This window comes from Bifidobacterium goeldii (assembly GCF_003951095.1).
Lineage (GTDB): Bacteria > Actinomycetota > Actinomycetes > Actinomycetales > Bifidobacteriaceae > Bifidobacterium > Bifidobacterium goeldii.
The window spans coordinates 380701-401589 of record NZ_QXGL01000001.1; the positions used below are offsets into that span (position 1 = coordinate 380701).

The following is a 20889-nucleotide window of genomic DNA, read 5'->3' on the forward strand; positions in this document are numbered from 1 at the left end:
ACTATTCTGGCCAGATGCCAGTCTGCGCGAACCGACGCCGGTACTCCCCTGGCGTATACCCGGTTTCTTTTTTGAACACTTTTGAAAAGTGACTTTGTGACCGGTAGGCAAGAATTTGTGCGATTTCCGCGAACCCATATTCGGAGTATTTCAGCATGTTCTGTGCAGCTTCGACACGTTTGCCAGTGACATATCGGGAAATGGTTTCGCCGGTTTCACGTTTGAACAACTCTGAGAGGTACGTGGGGTTGAGATGCACATGCTTGGCGAGAATGGGAACAGTAATGCGTTCATGCAGATGATAGTGGATGTAATCCATGCTTTCTGCCACAGCTTTTGAGGTGACTGGTTCCTTGTGGAGGTCAGCCATCGCCCAAGTGAAGAACGTCATCATATCGGTATGAATGCGTCGCACTGCGTTGACATTGTCGCATGTATCAACGTCTTGAATGTACAGATCGGAAGCGTTGTAGGCGTCTTCCTCATCCATACCACCTTCGATAGCGAAGCGGGTGGCTAGCGTAATGGATGTAACAAAACGATATTTGGCGTCGCGCAATGGGTCATTACTCAAATGCCCGTACAGACCTGAGTCCCATAATTGTGCGCTTTCGCGGATTGCAGACATGTCGCCGGAGCGCATGAGATCGTACTGTTTCATTTCTTCGACATACCGATGATGCCGAATACGGTCTTCACGCGCGATGAAGTCGAGGTACCGCAGTTTCGCTTCGCTGGCTACCTGTTCCATGGAGCCTCCCCGCCAACTTTATGTATATTCTCAAGAATAGCCGATAAATATACAAAAAACGCGAGAAAATCGACTAGAGACGACGCTCTTGCTCCGATTACAGTATGAGTCGTCATCACAAGATGACACGCAATACAAAGCGACAACCATTAGCAGTGGTGAAAGGAAATATCATGAAGCATGAGATCATGAACGAAGCACTGCGCTCTCCGCTCGCTTCGACCGACCCGTCTTTCGGCAGCTACGCGCTGTCCCAGGCTGCTTGGAAGCTCGTCAACGCGCTCAACAAGTAGTCTTGCACTCACGGCGCTTGACGCCGTCCCCGTGGCACGCGATACCAATATCAACCGCCACGATTGATAACACTTTATTTCCCCGTCACAGCACGGGGAACAGCAAGGCCCGCATCACCATATGATGCGGGCCTTTTGTATATTACGCTGGCTGCATATCACGCTGACTTATTGTCATCCGAGGCCACTGCTCGTTGCGAAACCGTGCGCTCTGACGCCGGGTCGAGCAGCTCGTGCACATACTGCTTCCATCCCGGCCCCGAACGCGCCCATTCTTCGCGCATTTCATGGAAATCATCAACTGCAGCATCTACTGAATCTTTCAGCAAATCAAGCAACGAACGCGTGGTATCCGGCATTTGCGTGCCATCATCCGCAACATCCTTAGCGAGTCCTTCAATACGACGGCGAATCCGGTCCGCATCCTCTGGATCAATATGCAAACTAGCCGTCAACGACTGGCGGATAGTCTCATAGTCGAGATTGGCGAAGAATGTGAGCTGCTGCAAACGCATAAACTGCTTGAGTTCAGGGAAACGCGAAACGATATAGGTTTCACGATCATCGGCAGCTTTCATCCAATCGCACACCAGTTGCGCATTCCATCCAGCAGTGATCGATCCACGACGTAGACGGTAGTGATAGAGCACTTCAGGAATACGCACTACGCGCCGTGATTCGCCAATAACATTGCAAATACGCGACAAGTCCTCGATTTTGCGACCTACCGGGAATGAGAAATCATGATCACGATAGATTGGCGCCGCGGCGATAAACGACCAAAAGTATCCGTCGATTTCAGCTTTTACCTGTGCTTTGATGGCATCAACCGGGGTCATCACCATGACTTCATTAAAGTCATTGTGCTTGTAGTCTGAGAACAGCGGCGCACCATTTTCAGAGATCGTATCAAACTGGAACATGACCAGATCAGCGTCGTACTGGTCGGCAGCATGCAACGCATGCTCAATCAGTTTTGGTGAAACCACATCGTCAGAATCCACGAAATAAATCCATGATCCCTTTGCCGCTGCAAGACCAGCATTACGCGCATCTGACAGGCCACCATTTACCTTATGAATCACACGAATACGCGAATCTTGAGCTGCCCAAGCATCGCACATTGCTGGGCAACGATCAGGGGAGCCATCATCTACGAGCAGGATCTCAATATTGCGCCATGTTTGGTGCACTAGGCTCGCTACGCATTCGTCTAAATATGCTTCGACGCCGTACACCGGCACGATGATTGATACGAACGCATGGGAAATATCATTCTCTCCCATCGCCTTGCCCGCGTTGTGGCGATCATTTCCAGATTGCATCGTCATATTGGCTAGCCTATCAGTGTGCGCATTACCAGATTCGCGGGCGAATCAATCCAGCGTCAGTGAGGAATGTTGCGACATCGCGCAGTTCAGGCATGCAAATGCTGTGTGACATGCCAGGGTACACTTTGGCGGTGAGCGTTGTATGAGCAGTGTAGAAATCGGTCATAGCACTGATCTCGTCTGCAGGAAAAACATCATCAATCGAGCCGCGACCGTAAAACATTGGCGGCTTGAGACTAGCAAGCTCACTATCGCCAGGCAGCTCTCCGTGTGCAAGGAAGCCTGAGAAACTCACGGCTGCTGCATATCGCTTTGGATTGATACGCAGCATCTCACCTGCGAGCAAACCGCCTTGTGAGAAACCCATGGGTACGACTGCGCGATTGTCAGCAATGTTCTGCGCTACCCACGCATCAATAGCTTCACCAGCTTCGCGCGCTTGGCGGTCAAGCGACGCTCCCGTCGGCACGCCTTCATGATCCCATGTTCCAAACCATGTGTATCCCATACCGTAAGCGATCGGCGCGCGCAAAGATGCATAATCCGCTTCGGGTGCACAGTATTCGAGCAATCCAGGCAGATCGCGTTCATCAGAGCCCCACCCGTGCAGCAGTAGCAGCACTGGACTCGTTTCATTGCCAGCAATGCTTGTTACCGCGTGTTCGATTCGCATTATGCCCCCTAGAATCAAGAACGTTACGTGTGTTATGCAATCATGAAGACTGCACAGCACGTTCCCTCTTTAGGATAGGCCATAGCGTTGCCCAATACGCAGAATATCGCTTATTCATTGGCACATCGAAGAAGTGTACGATCGTACAACACAGTCACGGTGACCACTATTTGGATATGTACATTCGTACACTTCTATTGCGGTGTGAGCATCAAGGAACCACCCGTTCCTCTATGACAATGCGCTTACGCGAGCTCGCGATAAACAGCCTCGTCTACAGGCTCCAACCACTCGTTTGACGCACCATCAGCTTTAGGCATGACAGCAATATGCGCAAAAGCTTCGCTCGGTGCAGCACCATGCCAATGCTTGGTTTCCGGCGGAATATAAGCCACATCACCCGGCTTGAGTTCCACCGAATCTTGGCCCTCAATTTGGTAGTAACCGCGCCCGCCCACGGCAATCAGAATCTGGCACACACCATGGTGAATATGCCAATGATTCGTGCACCCTGGCTCAAAGGTCACGTTCGCAACACTTACCTGACCATCAGCTGCAAGCGGTGCCAACCAGCTGTGACCTTCAAAATATTGCGCATATGCGTCATTGGGACTACCCATGGGGAATACACTTGGATTATCCATTATTGAAATCCTTACCGATTGTGATTGATATCCGCCACTAGTACACACCGCTTGCTTCACAATGTCCAATAGCTGCAAACGATGCCATACTATGCGTGTCAAGCATGGCACTTGACTGCACCATACGCGAAACGTACTCAATGCAACAAATCACTCTACAATGAAGAAATTGAAGGAACGGAGGGGCGTATGGAAGTACGTGTACTACGATATTTTCTTGCGGTAGCCGAGGAGGGCAATATTACGTGGGCTGCGCAGCTACTGCGCATCTCACAACCAACATTATCGCGCCAACTACGCCAGCTTGAAGAGGATCTCGGCGTTGCTCTCTTTGATCGCGGTGGACGCACACTAACTCTTACTGATGCAGGGCGTTTACTGCGCGAACGGGCGCAAACCATCGTCTCACTCACTGACAAAACCGAATTTGAACTTCGCCAATCCGATAGTGAACTTAGCGGCGATATTGTTATCGGCTGTGGCGAAATGCGCGCAATGTCGTTCCTCTCGCAACGCATGGTAGCGTTCCGCGCATTGCACCCACACGTTCATTTCCAAGTTATTAGTACCACAGCAGATGTTATTCAAAACCGCATTGAGCAAGGGCTCATGGACTTTGGACTGCTTAGCGAACCAGCAGATACAAGCCGTTATGAATGTATCGCTACTGGCATTGCAGAGCAGTGGGCAGCTCTGGTTCCCGAACATCATCCGCTTGCCAATCGCACATCACTGTCACCACAGGATCTTGAAGAGCAAACATTGCTCTTGCCATCTCGTGAGTCAGTGCGCAGAACTGTACTTCAATGGTTTGGCTCTGCCGCCGATCATTTAGACGTTGCTGGATGGTGCAACTTGCCGGCCAATGGTGCCAATATGACTGCGAACGGCATGGGTATTTACATTTGCCTTGATTTAGGAATCACCTACCCTGGCATTCGCACAGTGCCATTGGATCCACCACTGGGCAATGCGTCAGTGTTGGCGTGGAAGCGACAAAAGCCGTCTTCTCCCCCGCCGCTGCGGCGTTTGCACGATTCTTGAGTGAGTCTTCTAGCGAATCTATCAACCATGAGAGCGACGCGAGCACAACCACCAGCGATCAGTAACAGCAGCCCATTGTGTCATGCTCTGAAAGCATGACATTGTATTGAAAATACCTATTGGACAGTTCTTCATGCGCGCGATTCAATGACAATGCAAGCTGAAAGGACTTCCAATGACCGATATTCTCACCCGTGATCGATCCGGTGAGCCAGTGTCGCCAACTGACCCCGAATACGAAGCAATCGGCAACATCATTACTGCCACCAAACGGTTATGCGTTGAACTCAACACAAGCTGGCATGAGCCCCAAGACGTTCATGCTCTCTTCGAACAAATTGTTGGGCACCCAGTTGACCCAACATTTAGGCTCAACCCGCCGTTTTACACGGATTTCGGGCACAACATCACCATTGGGCACAACGTCTTCATTAACTGGGGTTGCACACTCATGGACCGTGGCGGCATTACGCTCGATGATGATTCGTTTCTCGGACCAAACGTGCAGCTCATCACCATTAACCATCTCAAGGATCCAGCACAGCGCGCCACCACGATAAGCCGGCCGATCCATATCGGCAAGCATGTGTGGATCGGAGCAGGCGCCATCGTCTTGCAAGGTGTCACCGTTGGCGATGGTGCGATTATCGGAGCAGGCGCCGTCGTAACTCACGACGTGCCGCAAGGTGTCATCGTTGCTGGTAGCCCTGCGCGCGCAATCGGTCATATCTAACACAACTCAAACCGAGCAGCTTTGCGCACAGGTCACGCACTGCAGGGTTTTTCGATACGCCGTAAGCGCAACACAACCGATAGCACACACAATATTCATATCGTAGGCACTGTTGTCGAGCGGAACCATCAACACAAGTAATCGGAGCATCACCGTGAATCTCGAAACATCAGAGCAATCGCACACCAACGCACAGTCAAGCGTTCAAGAGTCACACCAGACGCGATACACCGGCGAGCGCGCACAGTTTTTCGCCCATGAACACCGTTATGTGAACGATATTTTTGCAGATGGCGAATCACCACTCAAGCATGCAAGCAGTATTGAACTGGACAGTTGCGCATTTCAGTGGAAGTACCCGCTGTGGTATTGCCATGACGTGATGGTGCGTAATTCGACATGGTTTGAGATGGCGCGCGCCGGCGTATGGTACACGCATGCTATTCGAGTGGAAGATTGTACGATTGACGCGCCGAAGAATTTCCGCCGCTGTGATGACGTGTCATTGCATACGGTTGATTTCACGAATGCTGCAGAAACGCTGTGGCAGTGCACGAATGTGAATCTTGATAACGTCTCAGCGCGCGGCGATTACTTGGGCATGAATTGCGAGCATGTGACTGCACAGAATTTCCGTCTTGTTGGCAATTACCCGTTTGATGGTGCGAAGGATGTGCATATCGCTCATTCAAGGCTGATCAGTAAGGATGCGTTTTGGAATTGTGAGAACGTAACGGTTACTGATTCTTACATTTCTGGCGAGTATTTAGGGTGGAATTCGCGCAATCTTACGTTCATCAACTGCACGATTGAGAGCTTGCAAGGCTTGTGTTATATCGACAATCTTGTGATGAAGAATTGTCGACTGATCAATACGACGCGCGCGTTCGAATATTCAACCGTGGATGTTGAAGCGCATGGCACGATTGACAGCATTGTGAATCCGACGTCTGGCGTAATCCGTGCTGATGCTATCGGTGAGCTTACGCTGGATCCGAATCGTATTGACCCGAAGGCGACGCGCATTGTTGTCGCTTCGAATACCAGTGCACGTACGCAGCAGGTACAGTAATCGTTGCATGACAGTAGTTGCGTAACCCATAGCACGGCAGCGATGTTCGAAGAGAGGCAATAGTATGACGTTCGATTTTGATGCACCAATTGATCGACGTGGCACGCATTCACTCAAATGGGATGAGGCTGGCGATGCGCTGCCTATGTGGGTGGCGGATATGGATTTCACCACGGCACCCGCAGTTCGTGACGCATTGTCGCAAAGAGTTGCGCATGGCGTGTTTGGGTATTCAACTATTCCTGATGAGTGGGCTCACGCGTACGTCGACTGGTGGGGTTCACGTCATGGTCTTGCCATCGATTCGGATTCGCTGATTTTTACTACCGGTGTGATACCAGCGATTTCCAGCATGGTTCGCAAGCTGACTACGCCTGCGGAAAATGTGTTGATTATGACGCCGGTGTACAACATTTTTTTCAATTCGATTCTCAATAATGGTCGCAACGCGCTTGAATCTGCGCTCACGTATGTACGCGATGGCGCGCAGGGTCATTATGCAATCAATTGGGAAGATCTTGCTGCGAAGCTTGCTGACCCGCAAACAACGTTGATGATCCTGTGTAATCCGCATAATCCGACTGGCATGATCTGGGATCGTGAGACGCTCGCGCGCATTGGTGCATTGTGTTATGAGCATCATGTGACGGTGATCAGTGACGAAATTCACTGTGATTTGACTGATCCTGGAGTCTCATACGTACCGTTTGCTGCAGTGAATGAGACGTGTGCTGCGATTTCAGCAACCTGCCTCGCACCAACGAAAGCGTTTAATATTGCTGGCTTGCATACGGCTGCGGTGATGGTTCCCGATCCGACGCTGCGCCATAAAGTGTGGCGCGGACTGAACACGGATGAAGTAGCTGAACCGAACGCTTTTGCCATCGATGCAGCTATTGCTGCGTTCACACAGGGTGGCCCATGGCTTAACGAATTGCGCGCGTATCTAGCAGGCAACAAACACGAAGCCGCACGCATGATCAACGAGTACAACGTTGAGCCGAGCACCGACCGCCAGTTATCGTTAGTTGAAGGCCCTGCTACGTATTTGCTGTGGCTGGACTGCTCCGCGTTCACTGGTGACGATCATCGCTTTGCAGACACGAACAGTCTGTGTGAATGGCTGCGCCGCGAGCATAAGGTGATGTTCTCCCCCGGCGCACAGTTCGGCGGCAACGGTCGCGATTTTCTGCGCATCAATGTTGCTTGCCCGCGCAGGACAATGCGCGAAGGATTCGAACGTCTCTTCGCGGGCCTGCGCGAGCTGCAATAGCAATCGCTCACTCTGGGCTTTTCAGTGCACCAACCATGTCAATACGGTCGAGCGAACGGTTTGTCGCCAACTCAACCAGCACGGTGAATGCGAGCGCGAGCAGGGCCGCCGCCGCATAGCAGTACCATGCCACGTTTGGCACGATGTTCATGCCCGGCAGGTCGAGTTCGCCGACCAAAAAGCCCAACAGCGCTCGCCCACACGGCAGGCCGATTGCGATGCCGAAGCAGGCGAGTAACAACATCTCCTTGTTCACGTAGCCGTGAACCTCGCGTCGTCTGAAGCCGAGCACCTTGATGGTGGCGAGCTCACGTTCACGTTCGGAGATGTTCGTGCTAGCCAACGTGTAGAGCACCACGATCGCAAGGATCGCGGCCATGGTCACGATGAAGCCAATCATCACGAAGAACATGAGGAAGCTCTTCGAAAAGTCGCGTTCTTGTTTGGCCGAACTTGTCACCGAAAGGTATTCGTTCTGTCCAGCAAGATCGTCGGCGAACGCGATCTGCGCGTCATCGTCACCGCGTACGTTGATCAAGTCCGCATTCGGCGTGAAGTCGGCGTCAAACGTTTTTTCATACGCCGATTGCGTCATGACCACGAGATTGCCGGTATAGTATTGGGCAATTTCATGAACCGTAGCATCCGCAGTGTCGGCCATTTGATCAGTGAGGTTCACGGTCGAGCCGGAGGCGAGCGCAAGCTTTTTCGCGGCGTTAGCGGTCACGATAACATCGTCGCCAGCATTCGACAGTTTGATCGGCGTTCCACTCGAGGTAGCGAGGTTGATGTAACCGTGTAGGGATTCACCGTCGGGAATGACCATGAGCTGCGCGGTGATTTTCGCGTCGTCAGTCGAATCGGAGGCATTGCCGCTATTGCCACCGTTTGCGGGAGCGAGTGTGACACTGCCGATCTGCAATGGCAATGCGGATTCCACATCGGCGTTCCCGTCAAGATCGTTCTGCGCCTTGTCATGGTCGACGGCGGAGGTCACGGCCAGCACGTCGTATGGTGCGATCTCGCTGTGCTGGCGCGGCATCAAGGTCAACGCAGAGGAGCCCATGCCAAATCCTGCGGTCATCAGGGCCGTGCAGCCGAGTACGCCGACGATGACCATCAATGCGCGAGACTTGTAACGGAACAGATTGCGGGCGGTCACCTTACCGAGAAAGCTCAAGTGGTTCCAAACGAAACCGATACGTTGCAGGAAAATAGTCTTGCCGGCTTTCGGAGCTTTCGGCCGCATGAGTTCGGCAGGTTCGAGCCTGAGGGATCCAGTACAGGCCACCATCGCTGCACCGGTGATGATAACAACGAACAGCAGCACGCCTCCGACTGCAAGACGCCAGTCGACGAGCAGCGGATACGAGGGCAGCGTGTACAGATCCGAGACGATCCTGCGCGTGAACACGAACGGCAGACCAATCAGTCCGAGCACGTCGCCGATCAGGCCACCAAACAGGCAAGCCGCGCCTGAGTAGACCAGATATTTGAACATTGTTTCGTGACGCGTATATCCCAATGCCTTGTAAGCGCCAATGAGTCCACGGTCCTCTTCCACCATGCGCGTAACAGCGGTTAGGCTCACGAGCAGCGCGATGACGAGGAATAGTACGGGGAACAGCGTTCCCAGCCGCATGATCATGTCGCTTTGCGTTTTGACATCCTCATAGCTGGTGACGGCACTGCGATCACGGATAATCCACTTAGCGCTCGGCAGCGCGTCAACCTGCTGTTTGGCGGCGGCTTCCGCGTCGGCAATTTTCTGTTCGGCAACCGTTTTGGCGGGCAGCCCATCGGGTAGCGCTGCGATTTGGGCCTTTTGCTCATCAATCGCGCTCATGGCCGTATTCAGTGCAGCGCTGTGCACAGCGTCGGTGCGCGCCTGTTCACGGGTCTGCTGAATGGTTTCGATCGCCGCACGCGCATCGGCGACCGTGTCGAGATAATCGTTGCCATACGTGTTCATTGCCTTCGCCCCGGTGACAGTGATGACGACGGACGTGTACGGCAGGTCATCAGTATCGCTTTCGACTGCGTTCCCGGAGTTGGTTCCAGCGTCAGCTCCAGAGTTGACTCCGGCAAGCGAATCGGCTGCAACGAACATCGGGTACACGGTTTTGCTACCGGAGATGAGCGCGAGCGGACCGGACGGGTTGACGATATCGTTCGGATCGACGATCGTGCCGACAATCGTGTACTTGCCGTCTGAGAACGTTTCAGTCGCGTCGAATGCCTCGGATGCTGCCATCGAATCGTCCGACCTAAACTCAAGCGTGTCACCAATCGACTTGCCGGCATCATCCAGATACTGCTCGGTGACAGCGATTTCATGATCGGCATTTGGCAAACGCCCGTCGGTCACGTACGGCTGGTCGATACCACGGCTGTTGAGCGCCGTAACAGTGGCAGACGATTGCTTGCCGTCGATTGCAGTGGTAACGGATGCGACGTATTCGCCGGCCACGTCCTTGATGCCGTTCACTGTGCGCAGCGCGGTGATATCGTCATCGTCGAAGCCAAGCGTGGAGACGATCGTGATGTCGTGCATGGTCGTTTCGTCGAAGAATTCGTCGAGTCCGGCGCGAATATCACGGCCGACGGAGTTGAGCCCACCGAGCATCATCACACCAACCGCGACGATTACGAGCATTGCGGCAAAACGCTTGTCGTTGCCGCGGATCGCGCGCCATGCGTCCTTCCAAAGTGCTGTCTTTTTCATGTACGTTCCTATCGCTTCCCTACCATTCGATGTCGGCGATCGGCGTCGGATTCGAGTTCGCCGTGATCTCGGTGACCTTGCCGGAACGGAAGCGAATCAGCCGGTCTCCCATCGGCGCGAGCGCGGAGTTGTGCGTGACAAGCGCGATGGTGATGCCGCGCTGACGGCAGGAGTCCTGAAGAAGCTGAAGTACTTCCTTGCCGGTGTTGTAGTCGAGTGCACCGGTCGGCTCATCGCATAGCAGCAGTTTTGGGTTCTTGGCAAGCGCGCGGGCGATGGAAACGCGCTGCTGTTCGCCGCCGGAGAGCTGAGCTGGGAAGTTGTTCAGGCGCTCTCCCAAACCGACTTTGTCGAGCGTTTCTCGAGCGTCCAATGCATTCGGGCAGATCTGAGAGGCGAGTTCGACGTTTTCAAGGGCTGTCAGATTGGGTACGAGGTTGTAGAACTGGAAGACGAAGCCGACGTCGAAACGACGGTAATCGGTAAGCTTCGCCTCGTTTGCCTTGGTGATGTCCTTGCCGTCGAGTTTTACGGAGCCGGACGTTGCGCGGTCCATGCCGCCGAGGATGTTGAGTGCAGTGGATTTGCCGGCACCAGACGCACCGAGGATGATGGCGAGTTCGCCTTGTTCAATGTCAAAGGTGGCGTGGTTGAGCGCTAGTACGGCAGATTCGCCGCTGCCGTATTGTCGGACCACATCGTGAAATTCAAGGAATGGCATGTCGATCGTTCCTCTCATGCGATTGACTGCTGCAATACTTATTTGCGCATCCAAGAAATACATCACTGCGTCGGGTAAATAAATCCACGCAATTCAACATTATGTTGGGTTATTGGACGAAAACCGCACGATTAAGCCAAAAAACACGATACGATGTTGAGTTATTCAATCATGGAGACGGGAAGTAATTCATGGCACGACCAAGAGCCGAGGAGCCAAGCGCACCACAGAAAATGCAGGATGCGTTCTGGCGGCTGCTGGAAGAGAAACCATACGCGCAGATCACCATTAGCGATATCACACGCGAAAGTGGACTCAACCGCAGCGCGTTCTACTATCATTACGGCAACATTCCCGAGTTGGCCGATGATGCGATCGCTGCAATCTATGAAGAGCCGGGCATCACTGACTTCATCACGCACATCATCCGACAAGACCAAGGCATTGACAGCATTCGCGACTTTGCACTTGCCTGCCTGTCCTCGCCGCAACGAGTCCGCAGCATCCACCGCCTGTCACACATCGCCGGGCCACACGGTTCCGCAGGCCTCGCGGCGCAGCTCAAAACCCATGTCGTCGAGATCTGGCTGGCGGCGCTCGACCGCGACCCGGACACGCTGAACCCCGGCCAGCGCATGCTGCTGGAGTTCGCCTCCAGCGGCATGCTCGGCGTACTCGCCAAGGCACCAGATCTGCTTACGCCGCAGAACATCGAATGGCTCAGCCGCTCGATCATGCCGGACATCGTCGCCCAGCTCATCAATTCGTTGAAGAACGACAATCCAGCAGAAGAATCTGACGTTTACAGCCGGCCAACAGTCGCCGCGAACAACTTTTCCGCACATTGAGCGACGGTGCTCAGTCGCGTACGCGCATGGCGCGACCCTTTCCCCCAAAAACCGGCTGTTCAGTGGAGTAGTGCGTGGGCTTTGCGGCACACGTCGTCATTGAGATCGTACAGATGTTCAATGGTTGGAGCTGTACGGCGTTCAGTTGTTGCGGCGATCGCACGGCATGCCGGACACGCTGCAATCCATCAGGCGAAACCGGGAATGGCGAGCGGGTTTTTGATGTCATGGCTTACGTTCGCCACAAAATCGTTTTTCATTGTTTCAATACCGCCCAGTTCGGCCACCATCGTGTTGAAGTCAGCGAACATCTGGTCGGTCGCATCCCATTTGTGGCTTCCTTCAACGTGCCGCGGCGCAACATAACAGAGAAGTCACCGTGAGCGACACGACCGGCGCCTCCCCTAGTGTTTGCATCGGCCGTTCCAACCGATTGCAAATCTGTCGACCGATAAGCACAGCGAACACTACAGCCAGAATCAGCCAGTACACGAGAATCACAACCGCCAGATACCAGCCGTTTCCCGCCGGCAGTAACCTTGGCAGCCACACGATCAGACTTGTCTGGCCGGCGGCCGCCAGCACGAATACCGCGAACGACCACAACGCTACGCGGCCCGTAACACCGATCGATGCCAGTCGCCTTCTGCCGTGCAGTTCTTTGCGAGCCTCCCCGTCATCACTTCCATACCCATCCGCCTATCTCGGCACGACCTTGTAACCAATGCCACGCACGGTGACAATATCGAAATCCATACAATCGGCGAGTTTCTGCCGTAGTTTGGTGATATACACATCCACAGCTCTAAGGTTGCCTGCGTCAGCGGAATCCCAGAACTCGTCCATGAGCTGTGCGCGAGAGAACACCTGTTTCGGGTAGCTCAGCAGCCGGTCCAGGATGCTGAACTCGCGCGTTGTGAGCGCGATCTCTTCGCCGTTTAGTGTTGCGGTCATTTGGTCGGCGTCCATCGTGAACCCACCGACTTTCAACTGCCGACTTTCAACTGCCGACTTTCGGCAATGTGTGCGCGCCGCAGCAGTGCTTCGACGCGCAGAACCAGTTCATCTAAATCGACTGGCTTGACCATGTAGTCGTCAATGCCCGCGCGAAATCCGCGGCGTTTCGACATGATGTCGTCGCGCGCAGTCATAACAATAATCGGAATGTTCGCGTCGAGCACACGAATACGGCTCGCCAGCTCGTAGCCATCGATGTCGGGCATCATAATGTCGGATATCACAAGATCGAAGATCGTGCCACGCATCGCATCGAACGCGCGGTTGGCGTTCAAACAACCAGTCACCTCATATCCGGCGTCACGCAGCGTGTCGCAGGCGATGTCGTTAAGCGCCTGCTCATCTCCACAACCAGCAGTCTCGTCATCCGCTCCCCTTTCGCTGCGCGTCACGCGATCATTATAGAAAGGCCGCCGGTACGATGAAGACATCTGCCGGCACGGCACAGCATGGCACACAACGTCACAGCAAAGGAGCGATTATGAGCAGCCAACGACCTGAAACACAGCCGGCGGCACCCGTCATCCCCTCCGATCTGACCACCGAAGGCCGCGAGGTGTGGTCACGCATGGTGTCCGGGCAACCGTACTGGGACATGCACCCGGAACTAGAACGCAAACGCATGGAGGCACGGAGGCTGTTCGAGACATATAACCGCACCGATTTCGAGGATACCGAGCGTCGTCGGGCACTGTTGGAGCGGCTGCTCGGCTCGGTCGGCGAGAACGTGGTGGTCGAGCCGAATTTCCGGTGCGATCTAGGATGCAACATTCATCTTGGCGAGGGGTCGTTCGTTAATTACGATTGCGTGATGTTCGACGCGGCGCCGATCACGATCGGCAAGTCCGTATGGATCGCGCCGATGGTGGGATTGTTCACTACGAACCATGCGTTGGATTACGACGAGCGCGCGGCGGGTGGCGTGGTATCGCGGCCGATCACGATCGGCGACGGCGCGTGGCTGGGCGCGCATGTGGTCGTGCTGGACGGTGTGACGATCGGCCGCGGCGCGGTGATCGGCGCCGGCTCAGTCGTCACGCGCGACGTCCCAGGCAACGTGGTCGCTGCGGGCAACCCGGCACGCGTGCTACGGCCGATCACCGATGCCGACCGCATGGGATTCACGAAGTAGCCGGTCAAACCCACTTGCAACTGTCACTGAGTGCGCGCAATCAGCACGTCTGCGCGCACTCAGTGACGATTCAGCCTCCCCAATCATCACTATGTGCGCGCACCCGTTGCGATTGCGCGCACATAGTGATGGTTCTGACGCCCAGTACCCTGCCCATCGGCCCGACCGCCGTAAGTTATCCACAACCCGACCGCGACACGCCGAAAAACCGACCCTTCGACCACATACCCCGGATTGCATTGCGTGGCAACGCCACCTCCTGCATCATGGCGACATGAGAGCGCACCCTGACATCGATCGGCTCATCGCCGCGGCAGAACGCGACCAGCGCTGTTTCACCCCGAAAACCAACACACAGCGGCAGGCAACAATCACACGCTTGCGATCGGGTGCTCTGGTCCGCCCGCACCGCAACGCGTACGCCCGAACCGCATATTGGGCGTCGCTCAACGCCGCGGATCAGGCACGGCATGTCATCCGCGAACTGGCACGGCAACGCCCAAACCGCGTGTTCGCGGGCTTAAGTGCCGCCGCCATGCTGGAACTTGAATACGGCTGGAACCTGCACAACGGCGGCATGGTGTTCCTCGCGTCATCCACCGGCGGCAACGCCCACTCTCACGTGTCCCTACGCCACATCATCATGCGTCATCCACCGGCGGCAACGATCGTCAGGACGCGGGAGCGAACCGGCATCGTCACCACGTTGGCAAAGGAACAGCCGGAGGATCTCGCGCAGCGCGACAACGCAGCCGGCATCGTGGACGTGACGCGCATCACCACACCGGAACGCACGCTGGTGGACTGCGGATTGCGGTATTCGTTCATTCAAGCGCTACCAATGTTCGATTCGGCACTACGTCGCGGTCTGGTTACGCGCGACGGCATTCTGGGGATATGTGACGGGCTGCACGCCGACTGCGGTCCGGTGCTGCGGCTGCTGCATTACGCAAATCCACTCAACGAGAACGGTGGCGAGTCACTGTGCTACGCGACGATCCTCGAAGAGGGATTTGCCATACCGGAATTGCAGCACGTGTTCCTTGACCCTGATGCACCGTGGACCAAGTATCGTGCCGATTTCGTATGGCACACGCCAGACGGGCGTGTGATCGTGCTGGAATACGACGGCACCGACAAGTATGTGGATCCTGCGATGACAAAACGACGCGATATACGAGATGTGGTGCGCGACGAACGCGCGAGGGAGGATGTGCTGCGCCGCGCTGGAGTCACGACGATCATTCGGACAAATTACGACGAGGCAAGGCAACGATACCCGTTGCGGCGCAAGCTGTTGAACGCCCACGTGCCGATGACCGGAACGCTGATGCACGAGCGGAGGACGGATGTGCACGGGCGGGAATGGTAAAGCATAGAACCGCGGGACGCCACATCGTACCCAGCATCAATGCCAATGCGCCCGGTCGGCGACAGCCGGGTCGTCGCTCACATCACTCAATGCGCGCAATCGGGACGTCTGCGCGCATTGAATGATGATTCGATACCGTCAACCATCACTGGGTGCGCGCACCCGTTGCGATTGCGCGCATCGAGTGATGATTACGAACGATTCAGATGGGCGCACACTGCGGTTCAGGCGGCAAGGAGCGTGTCACGACGGGCGATAAGCTGGTCGATCACATCCTCCCCTTCGATGACGGTGAACGTGACGACCTTGCGCTCGGTGGCCTGCGGTGCGATCGTGTGCAGGTCGCCGCGCCGCTCATGCCAGCCGCGGCCGTGCACGCTGGAGTTGGACGGTTCGAGGCCGACGACGTAGTCGCCGGAGCCCATCGACTTCCATTCCATGAAGTACGGGAAGTCAGCCGCGTCGAATTCGATCACAACCCCCAAACCGAGACCACGGTTGACTACGCCAGCAAAACTGCGACCACTCTCATCGGCGGCCAAATCATGCAGGTAAACGCTTTCCGGCTTGTTCTTCACCGGCTCACCAATCTCGTTCCACGGGGTTTCGTCGGCGGCGGTCGTTTCATCTCGCGGCGTGGCCTTACGGCTCGGAATAACAACCTCAGCACCCGCGGCCAACAGCGGCCAGCCGAAGTTGCAGTGGTACATCCACATGAGTGGCTCTTCGCGGAAGGATTCGTTGGTCACCTCGTCCTCGACCGTGATCGTGGGCGTGCCGTACACCGATGAAATACGGCGGCGCAGCACCATGTTTTCACCGAACAGTTCGGCCTCACGTATTTCACCAGACACCTCGAGCACATACTGGTCATTCTCATTCCAGTAGGCATCAGAGGAGACGTGCTCGGCAGGCGTGGTGCGGATGCGCCCGTGCATTGGGTAGCTGCCAGCCGGATACTTAGAGCCTTCAGGGGTTACGTACGGCGCGCAAATGTTTTCGAACCCGCAGGTGAAGAACAGACCGCCCATGATAGAACGCTGCGCCTCGAGACCGTTGGTATCGAACTGGTTACGGCCGTTCAATCCCGGCTTCGAAAGAAACGTGAGGTTCTCGCCACGGTATTCGATCTGTGCGATGTCGAGCGCACGATCGGCCATTGACATGAAGCGCAGCGGGCCGTTCTTCACCTCGATGGCCTTCAGACCGTGTGCACGCCCCTCCTGATATTCGATCGGACGAGTGTAGGCCACCTGCTGCAGACTGCCCATACGAGCGAGCATGTCGGCGCGGGTCGGGTTGGCGTGGTTGACGAGCATATGCATACCTCCTTGTAGTGGCGTTTCTTCCCCCATACTGTACCCGACTCCACCAATTTAGGTAAACGTTTTCCATAGCGTGTCGTCAACGCGGAATCGTTGCGGCAACGCAAGACGACACAACCCGGCGCAAGGCGTCACCCCTCACGCCAATGCGCAAGAAAGGACGCCGCCTTGGCTACGTCATCGCGATACGCCTTGCCATATTCGTCGATAAGCCCGTGGAATTCCTGCAATTGCGCGACATCTAGCCCGCAGTCAAGCACAGGAGGCGCAAACGACTTGTGAAAGGCAGCATACCCGGCCGGCACATCGAATCCGAGGAATGTAAAAAGCCGCCGCGCATAGGTGTCAGCCACGAACGCGCGGCGCGAAAACACGTAAAGCACTAGATCGTCGGCAGTCTCTCCTCCGATGCCGAAGAGTGCAAGCAGCTGCGCGCGTAGTGCATCGTCCGACAGATCGCGCGCACCCGAGGGGTCAGCGCCACAACGCTCGATATACCATCGGCTCAATGCCTGTAGCGTTTTCGCCTTGTTGCGGTAGAAGCCGGATGGGCGGATAAGATCCTGCAGCACCTCGGGTTCGAGCGCCGCGATGGCGTGCGGCTCAAGTGAATCGGCCGCTTTCAGCGCCATCAAAGACCGGTCGACATTACCCCATGCGGTGTTCTGCGTAAGTACGGCACCAACCATGATTTCGAACGTCGTCTCGGCCGGCCACCAATTCGTGGGGCCAAGTTCGCGCTCCAAAGTGTTGTACAGCGATTCGATCACGGCCGCGTTAGGCAGGCGGCCGCGATCAGCGGAACGTATCATTCGCCAGGTTCGCCGAGTTCGTGCTTGAGCCATTGGCGTTCGGCGTCGATCTCTGCATCGTGGATCATGATGATCGCGCGGCGGTATTTGTCGTCGACCTTGTCGTTGTCAATCGGACCTTCGCCGTCGCTGTAAAGGCGCCGCACGTCGGAGTCGAGCACGTCGAGGCGGCGGCGTAGCACAGCGCGCCGATCCTCCTCGTCGGGAATGACGGAGAGGAATGACATGACGACCGCCCACTTGGTGATGTTGGTGAGCATGTAACCTTCAGTGCCTTTGAGCTCCTCGATCAGCTTTTCGCGGCCCGCATCCTCAAGATGGAATTCGCGCAAGCGACGGCCGTTGACCACATTGAAGGTCTCACCGATATAGCCGGCTTTAACAAAGCGGTTCGTCACCGTGTGCAAGGTACCGTCGGAGACGGCCTGCATATAGCCCTGCAGCTGTTCCATCTTCTTGCGCAGACGGTATCCGCATAGCGGCTCCTCGCTCAAAAAGCCCAAGGTCATGAGTTCTATCGTGTTCATCATGTCTCCATGATATCTCAATTCGAGATATCTCAGAACGACACGCCGGCAGCGAACATCTTGAACCCACCCACAAACGGTGTAATCACAACGTTTTTACACACCTCATAAATCTTTCTGATATATCTCAGTTTGAAATATCTCTAATCGAGGTGCATACTGGCATCAGCACGAACGCCACACCGCACGGCACCACACGACGGCAACGCGATCGTCGAGCAACATCACCCAACAGCGGCCGAGAGAACAAGAAGCCGCAACCCACCGAAAGGAACACCACCATGAGCAACATCACCATCTTCGGCGCAGGCAACATCGGTTCCGCCGTCGCAGGAATCGCCACCAAGGCTGGCGCAAACGTGCAGGTCATCGATCGCAATCCAGACAAGGCTGCCGCTGCTGCTGAAGGCGTAACTGGCGCAAAGTTCGGCGAAGCCACCATCACCGGCGACATCGTTGTACTCGCCCTGCCGTTCCCGGTTTACGATGAAGTGCTCGCCACGTACGCCGATCAGCTCGCCGGCAAGACCGTGGTGGACGTCGCCAACCCGATCGACTTCACCACTTTCGACCTGGCATTGCCGGCAGGCTACAAGTCTGCCGCAGAGTATGTGGCCGCAAAGCTTCCGAACAGCACCGTCGTCAAGGGCTTCAACACCACGTTTGCCGCAACGCTGGCCACCGGCGAAAACGACGGCGCTCCGACTGTCGTGCAGCTTGCTTCCGACAATGAGGATGCCAAGAAGTCTGTCGCCGCGTTCATCGAAGCTGCGGGCCTGAAGACCGTGGACGCTGGCGCACTCAAGCGTGCACAGTACCTCGAGGGTTACGGCGCACTGCAGATCATTCTGGGAGTCACCGAGCAGACCCCGTGGACCGGCGGCTTCAAGGTCGTCAAGTAAGACATAACTACTCACACTGCGCATTGAGCGCATTATGTCGCGAGCGAATACTGCAGCCAGCTCACTCCAGTGCTGTGTTCGCTCGCAACATAATGCGCAATACTTTCCCGCTGCCAAGATTACGCACGGTAATATCAACATCGACTTACCTATTTTTCTTTATCAAGGAGCATGAGATGAAGACTCTGGTTCTCGTTTTTCACCCCGGCCTTAACACTCAGTCGCACGTTAACAAGACGCTGGCTGACGCAGCTGCCGAACTTGACAATGTGACCGTGCGCGACGAGTACGCGCTGTACCCAGACGGCAAGATCGACGTGGCCGCCGAACAGAAGGCCATTGAAGCCGCTGATCGCATTGTGTTCCAGTTCCCACTGTGGTGGTTCTCCTCCCCCGCGCTGCTCAAGACGTGGGAAGATGAAGTACTCCAGCACGGCTGGGCATACGGTTCTGAAGGTCACGCCTTCGAAGGCAAGGAATTCCAGGTTGCCGTTTCCACTGGCTCGCCGGAGGCAAACTATCAGCCGGACGGTGCAAACAAGTTCGTAATCGACCAGGTGCTGGTGCCGTTCCAGGGCACTGCCAACTACATCAGCGCAACGTGGGTTAAGCCGTTCGTGACGTTCGGCTCGTTCGGTATTACCGACGAAGCGTTGGCTGAAGCTGCAAAGAACTACAAGGAGCTGCTGTCCAAGTAGTCGGTAGTTTCGCGTAGCAACATACCACGTATTGCAACAAAGGCGACTTCCCTGCTATATGGGAGGTCGCCTTTGTTGCGATATATGTGCAATAAATCTGTATCTATCTGCTATCTGCTAACTGCTATCTGCTAACTGCTATCTGCGCCACGCTCGACTATGCGCTTACTTCACCGCTGTGAAGAAGAACCTTGGGAACGGGAAGATAATGCTGCCATCAGACTGCGTCGAGTAAGCATCGCATACCTGCGCAAACACTTCTCCCTCAAATTCAGCCCGCTGCGCGTCACTTGCGAGCGCTTGCAAGTATGGGCGCATTCCCGTGCCGCGATACCATTCCATGATTGCTTCATGCGAAGGCAACGTGTGCATATACGTGACTTTCCACATGCGGAAGTGAACAGCGTATGTATGCAAAAGCTCCCAGTACTCAGCTGGCTTGAGATTGTAAAATTCACGGCTCTGCGGCAAACGGTCCGCATACGCCGGCGAATGCACTACATTGGCGATGATGCGGTGAATCGGCTCTTCATAGTTCATTGGCGTTTGCACGGCAAGTACACCACCAGCATTGAGCAGGCTCAACATTTCTGGAATAAGTGTTGCATGGTTAGGCACCCATTGGATGCATGCGTTAGAGAACACAACATCGAAGTTGTTGGGTAACGTATTGAGTTCGCTTGCTGCATCACATGACTTGAACTCAATATCAGGATGAGCTGCACGAGCAGCTTTGATCATTTCAGGCGAATTGTCAATGCCTAGTATGTCCGCGTGCGGATATCGTTCGCGCAGTACAGCAGTGCTGTTCCCTGGGCCGCAGCCGATGTCAAGTACTCGCGTAATCGAACCATCGTCTGGCGGTAATTGCATGGCTAAATCGCGGGCCGGTTGCGTACGCTCTGTACTGAATCGCAAATATTGTTGTGCATTCCATTCGACCATGATTGTCACGCTAGCCTGCGCAAATCATCAATCCCATTTTTGCGTCCACAT

General features: G+C 55.2%; 22 protein-coding genes. 10 read left to right on the forward strand and 12 right to left on the reverse strand.

Annotation, left to right across the window (positions count from 1 at the left end; translation table 11 throughout):
• Position 1 precedes the first annotated feature (1 nt).
• The 4 genes from D2E25_RS01785 to D2E25_RS01800 all read right to left on the reverse strand — a co-directional run bounded on the left by D2E25_RS01785 (position 2) and on the right by D2E25_RS01800 (position 3692).
• Entirely contained in the window at positions 2-751 is a 750-nt protein-coding gene (locus D2E25_RS01785) for an AraC family transcriptional regulator (protein ID WP_125979328.1), read from the reverse strand.
• Positions 752-1202: 451 nt separating this feature from the next.
• Entirely contained in the window at positions 1203-2330 is a 1128-nt protein-coding gene (locus tag D2E25_RS01790; protein WP_125979794.1) for a glycosyltransferase family 2 protein, read from the reverse strand.
• Positions 2331-2400: 70 nt separating this feature from the next.
• A complete protein-coding gene (locus tag D2E25_RS01795) occupies positions 2401-3048 on the reverse strand; it encodes an alpha/beta hydrolase (protein WP_125979329.1) in 648 nt (215 codons plus the stop codon).
• 245 nt (positions 3049-3293) lie between these two features.
• Positions 3294-3692 (reverse strand): cupin domain-containing protein, encoded by a 399-nt coding sequence (locus D2E25_RS01800; protein WP_125979330.1) that lies wholly within the window; start codon positions 3690-3692, stop codon positions 3294-3296.
• A 189-nt stretch (positions 3693-3881) separates the two neighbouring features.
• Between D2E25_RS01800 and D2E25_RS01805 the strand changes: the two genes are divergently transcribed.
• The 4 genes from D2E25_RS01805 to D2E25_RS01820 all read left to right on the forward strand — a co-directional run bounded on the left by D2E25_RS01805 (position 3882) and on the right by D2E25_RS01820 (position 7814).
• Complete coding sequence (locus tag D2E25_RS01805) at positions 3882-4736, forward strand: LysR family transcriptional regulator (protein ID WP_125979331.1); 855 nt, start codon at positions 3882-3884, stop codon at positions 4734-4736.
• Between the two features lie 175 nt (positions 4737-4911).
• Positions 4912-5469 carry a sugar O-acetyltransferase gene (locus tag D2E25_RS01810; protein ID WP_125979332.1) on the forward strand — a complete coding sequence of 186 codons (558 nt, stop codon included), beginning with the start codon at positions 4912-4914 and terminating at the stop codon, positions 5467-5469.
• Positions 5470-5617: 148 nt separating this feature from the next.
• A complete protein-coding gene (locus D2E25_RS01815) occupies positions 5618-6541 on the forward strand; it encodes a DUF3737 family protein (protein WP_125979797.1) in 924 nt (307 codons plus the stop codon).
• Positions 6542-6605: 64 nt separating this feature from the next.
• Positions 6606-7814 carry a MalY/PatB family protein gene (locus D2E25_RS01820; protein WP_125979333.1) on the forward strand — a complete coding sequence of 403 codons (1209 nt, stop codon included), beginning with the start codon at positions 6606-6608 and terminating at the stop codon, positions 7812-7814.
• Between the two features lie 7 nt (positions 7815-7821).
• On the opposite strand, the gene D2E25_RS01825 is transcribed toward D2E25_RS01820, so the two are convergent.
• Positions 7822-10539, reverse strand: a complete 2718-nt coding sequence (locus D2E25_RS01825) for an ABC transporter permease (RefSeq protein WP_125979334.1) — start codon at positions 10537-10539, stop codon at positions 7822-7824.
• Between the two features lie 19 nt (positions 10540-10558).
• The gene (locus D2E25_RS01830) at positions 10559-11260 is read right to left on the reverse strand and encodes an ABC transporter ATP-binding protein (RefSeq protein WP_125979798.1); all 702 of its coding nucleotides are present in this window, start codon (positions 11258-11260) and stop codon (positions 10559-10561) included.
• Between the two features lie 191 nt (positions 11261-11451).
• On the opposite strand from D2E25_RS01830, the gene D2E25_RS01835 reads away from it, so the two are divergent.
• Positions 11452-12108, forward strand: a complete 657-nt coding sequence (locus D2E25_RS01835; protein WP_125979335.1) for a TetR/AcrR family transcriptional regulator — start codon at positions 11452-11454, stop codon at positions 12106-12108.
• Positions 12109-12182: 74 nt separating this feature from the next.
• On the forward strand, positions 12183-12491 hold the full coding sequence (locus D2E25_RS10440; protein ID WP_164514654.1) for a hypothetical protein: 309 nt from the start codon (positions 12183-12185) through the stop codon (positions 12489-12491).
• A gap of 316 nt (positions 12492-12807) precedes the next feature.
• Here the strand turns inward: D2E25_RS10440 and D2E25_RS10535 are convergent, their stop codons facing one another.
• Together D2E25_RS10535 and D2E25_RS10540 are read right to left on the reverse strand one after the other, a co-directional pair.
• Complete coding sequence (locus D2E25_RS10535; RefSeq protein WP_206430711.1) at positions 12808-13062, reverse strand: winged helix-turn-helix domain-containing protein; 255 nt, start codon at positions 13060-13062, stop codon at positions 12808-12810.
• A 32-nt stretch (positions 13063-13094) separates the two neighbouring features.
• A complete protein-coding gene (locus tag D2E25_RS10540) occupies positions 13095-13517 on the reverse strand; it encodes a response regulator transcription factor (protein ID WP_206430712.1) in 423 nt (140 codons plus the stop codon).
• A 29-nt stretch (positions 13518-13546) separates the two neighbouring features.
• Here D2E25_RS10540 and D2E25_RS01855 point away from each other — a divergent pair, with 29 nt between their 5' ends.
• Both D2E25_RS01855 and D2E25_RS01860 read left to right on the forward strand, forming a co-directional pair.
• Entirely contained in the window at positions 13547-14257 is a 711-nt protein-coding gene (locus D2E25_RS01855) for a sugar O-acetyltransferase (RefSeq protein ID WP_241216914.1), read from the forward strand.
• A gap of 274 nt (positions 14258-14531) precedes the next feature.
• Positions 14532-15629, forward strand: coding sequence for a CTP synthase (locus tag D2E25_RS01860; protein WP_241216916.1), 1098 nt, complete (start codon positions 14532-14534; stop codon positions 15627-15629).
• A gap of 224 nt (positions 15630-15853) precedes the next feature.
• Here D2E25_RS01860 and D2E25_RS01865 read toward each other — a convergent pair whose 3' ends face one another.
• The 3 genes from D2E25_RS01865 to D2E25_RS01875 form a co-directional block, all read right to left on the reverse strand.
• Complete coding sequence (locus tag D2E25_RS01865; protein WP_164514655.1) at positions 15854-16948, reverse strand: aldose 1-epimerase family protein; 1095 nt, start codon at positions 16946-16948, stop codon at positions 15854-15856.
• A gap of 137 nt (positions 16949-17085) precedes the next feature.
• Positions 17086-17766: an endonuclease III domain-containing protein gene (locus tag D2E25_RS01870; RefSeq protein WP_125979338.1), complete on the reverse strand. Its 681-nt coding sequence runs from the start codon at positions 17764-17766 to the stop codon at positions 17086-17088.
• On the reverse strand, positions 17763-18296 hold the full coding sequence (locus D2E25_RS01875) for a PadR family transcriptional regulator (RefSeq protein WP_241216918.1): 534 nt from the start codon (positions 18294-18296) through the stop codon (positions 17763-17765). Before D2E25_RS01875 ends, D2E25_RS01870 begins: the two co-directional genes overlap by 4 nt.
• Positions 18297-18445: 149 nt before the next feature.
• Between D2E25_RS01875 and D2E25_RS10640 the strand changes: the two genes are divergently transcribed.
• The gene (locus D2E25_RS10640; RefSeq protein WP_277599945.1) at positions 18446-19195 is read left to right on the forward strand and encodes an NADPH-dependent F420 reductase; all 750 of its coding nucleotides are present in this window, start codon (positions 18446-18448) and stop codon (positions 19193-19195) included.
• Between the two features lie 176 nt (positions 19196-19371).
• On the forward strand, positions 19372-19893 hold the full coding sequence (locus D2E25_RS01885) for an NAD(P)H-dependent oxidoreductase (RefSeq protein WP_125979339.1): 522 nt from the start codon (positions 19372-19374) through the stop codon (positions 19891-19893).
• 165 nt (positions 19894-20058) lie between these two features.
• On the opposite strand, the gene D2E25_RS01890 is transcribed toward D2E25_RS01885, so the two are convergent.
• Complete coding sequence (locus D2E25_RS01890) at positions 20059-20838, reverse strand: methyltransferase domain-containing protein (RefSeq protein WP_125979340.1); 780 nt, start codon at positions 20836-20838, stop codon at positions 20059-20061.
• Positions 20839-20889: the final 51 nt, after the last annotated feature.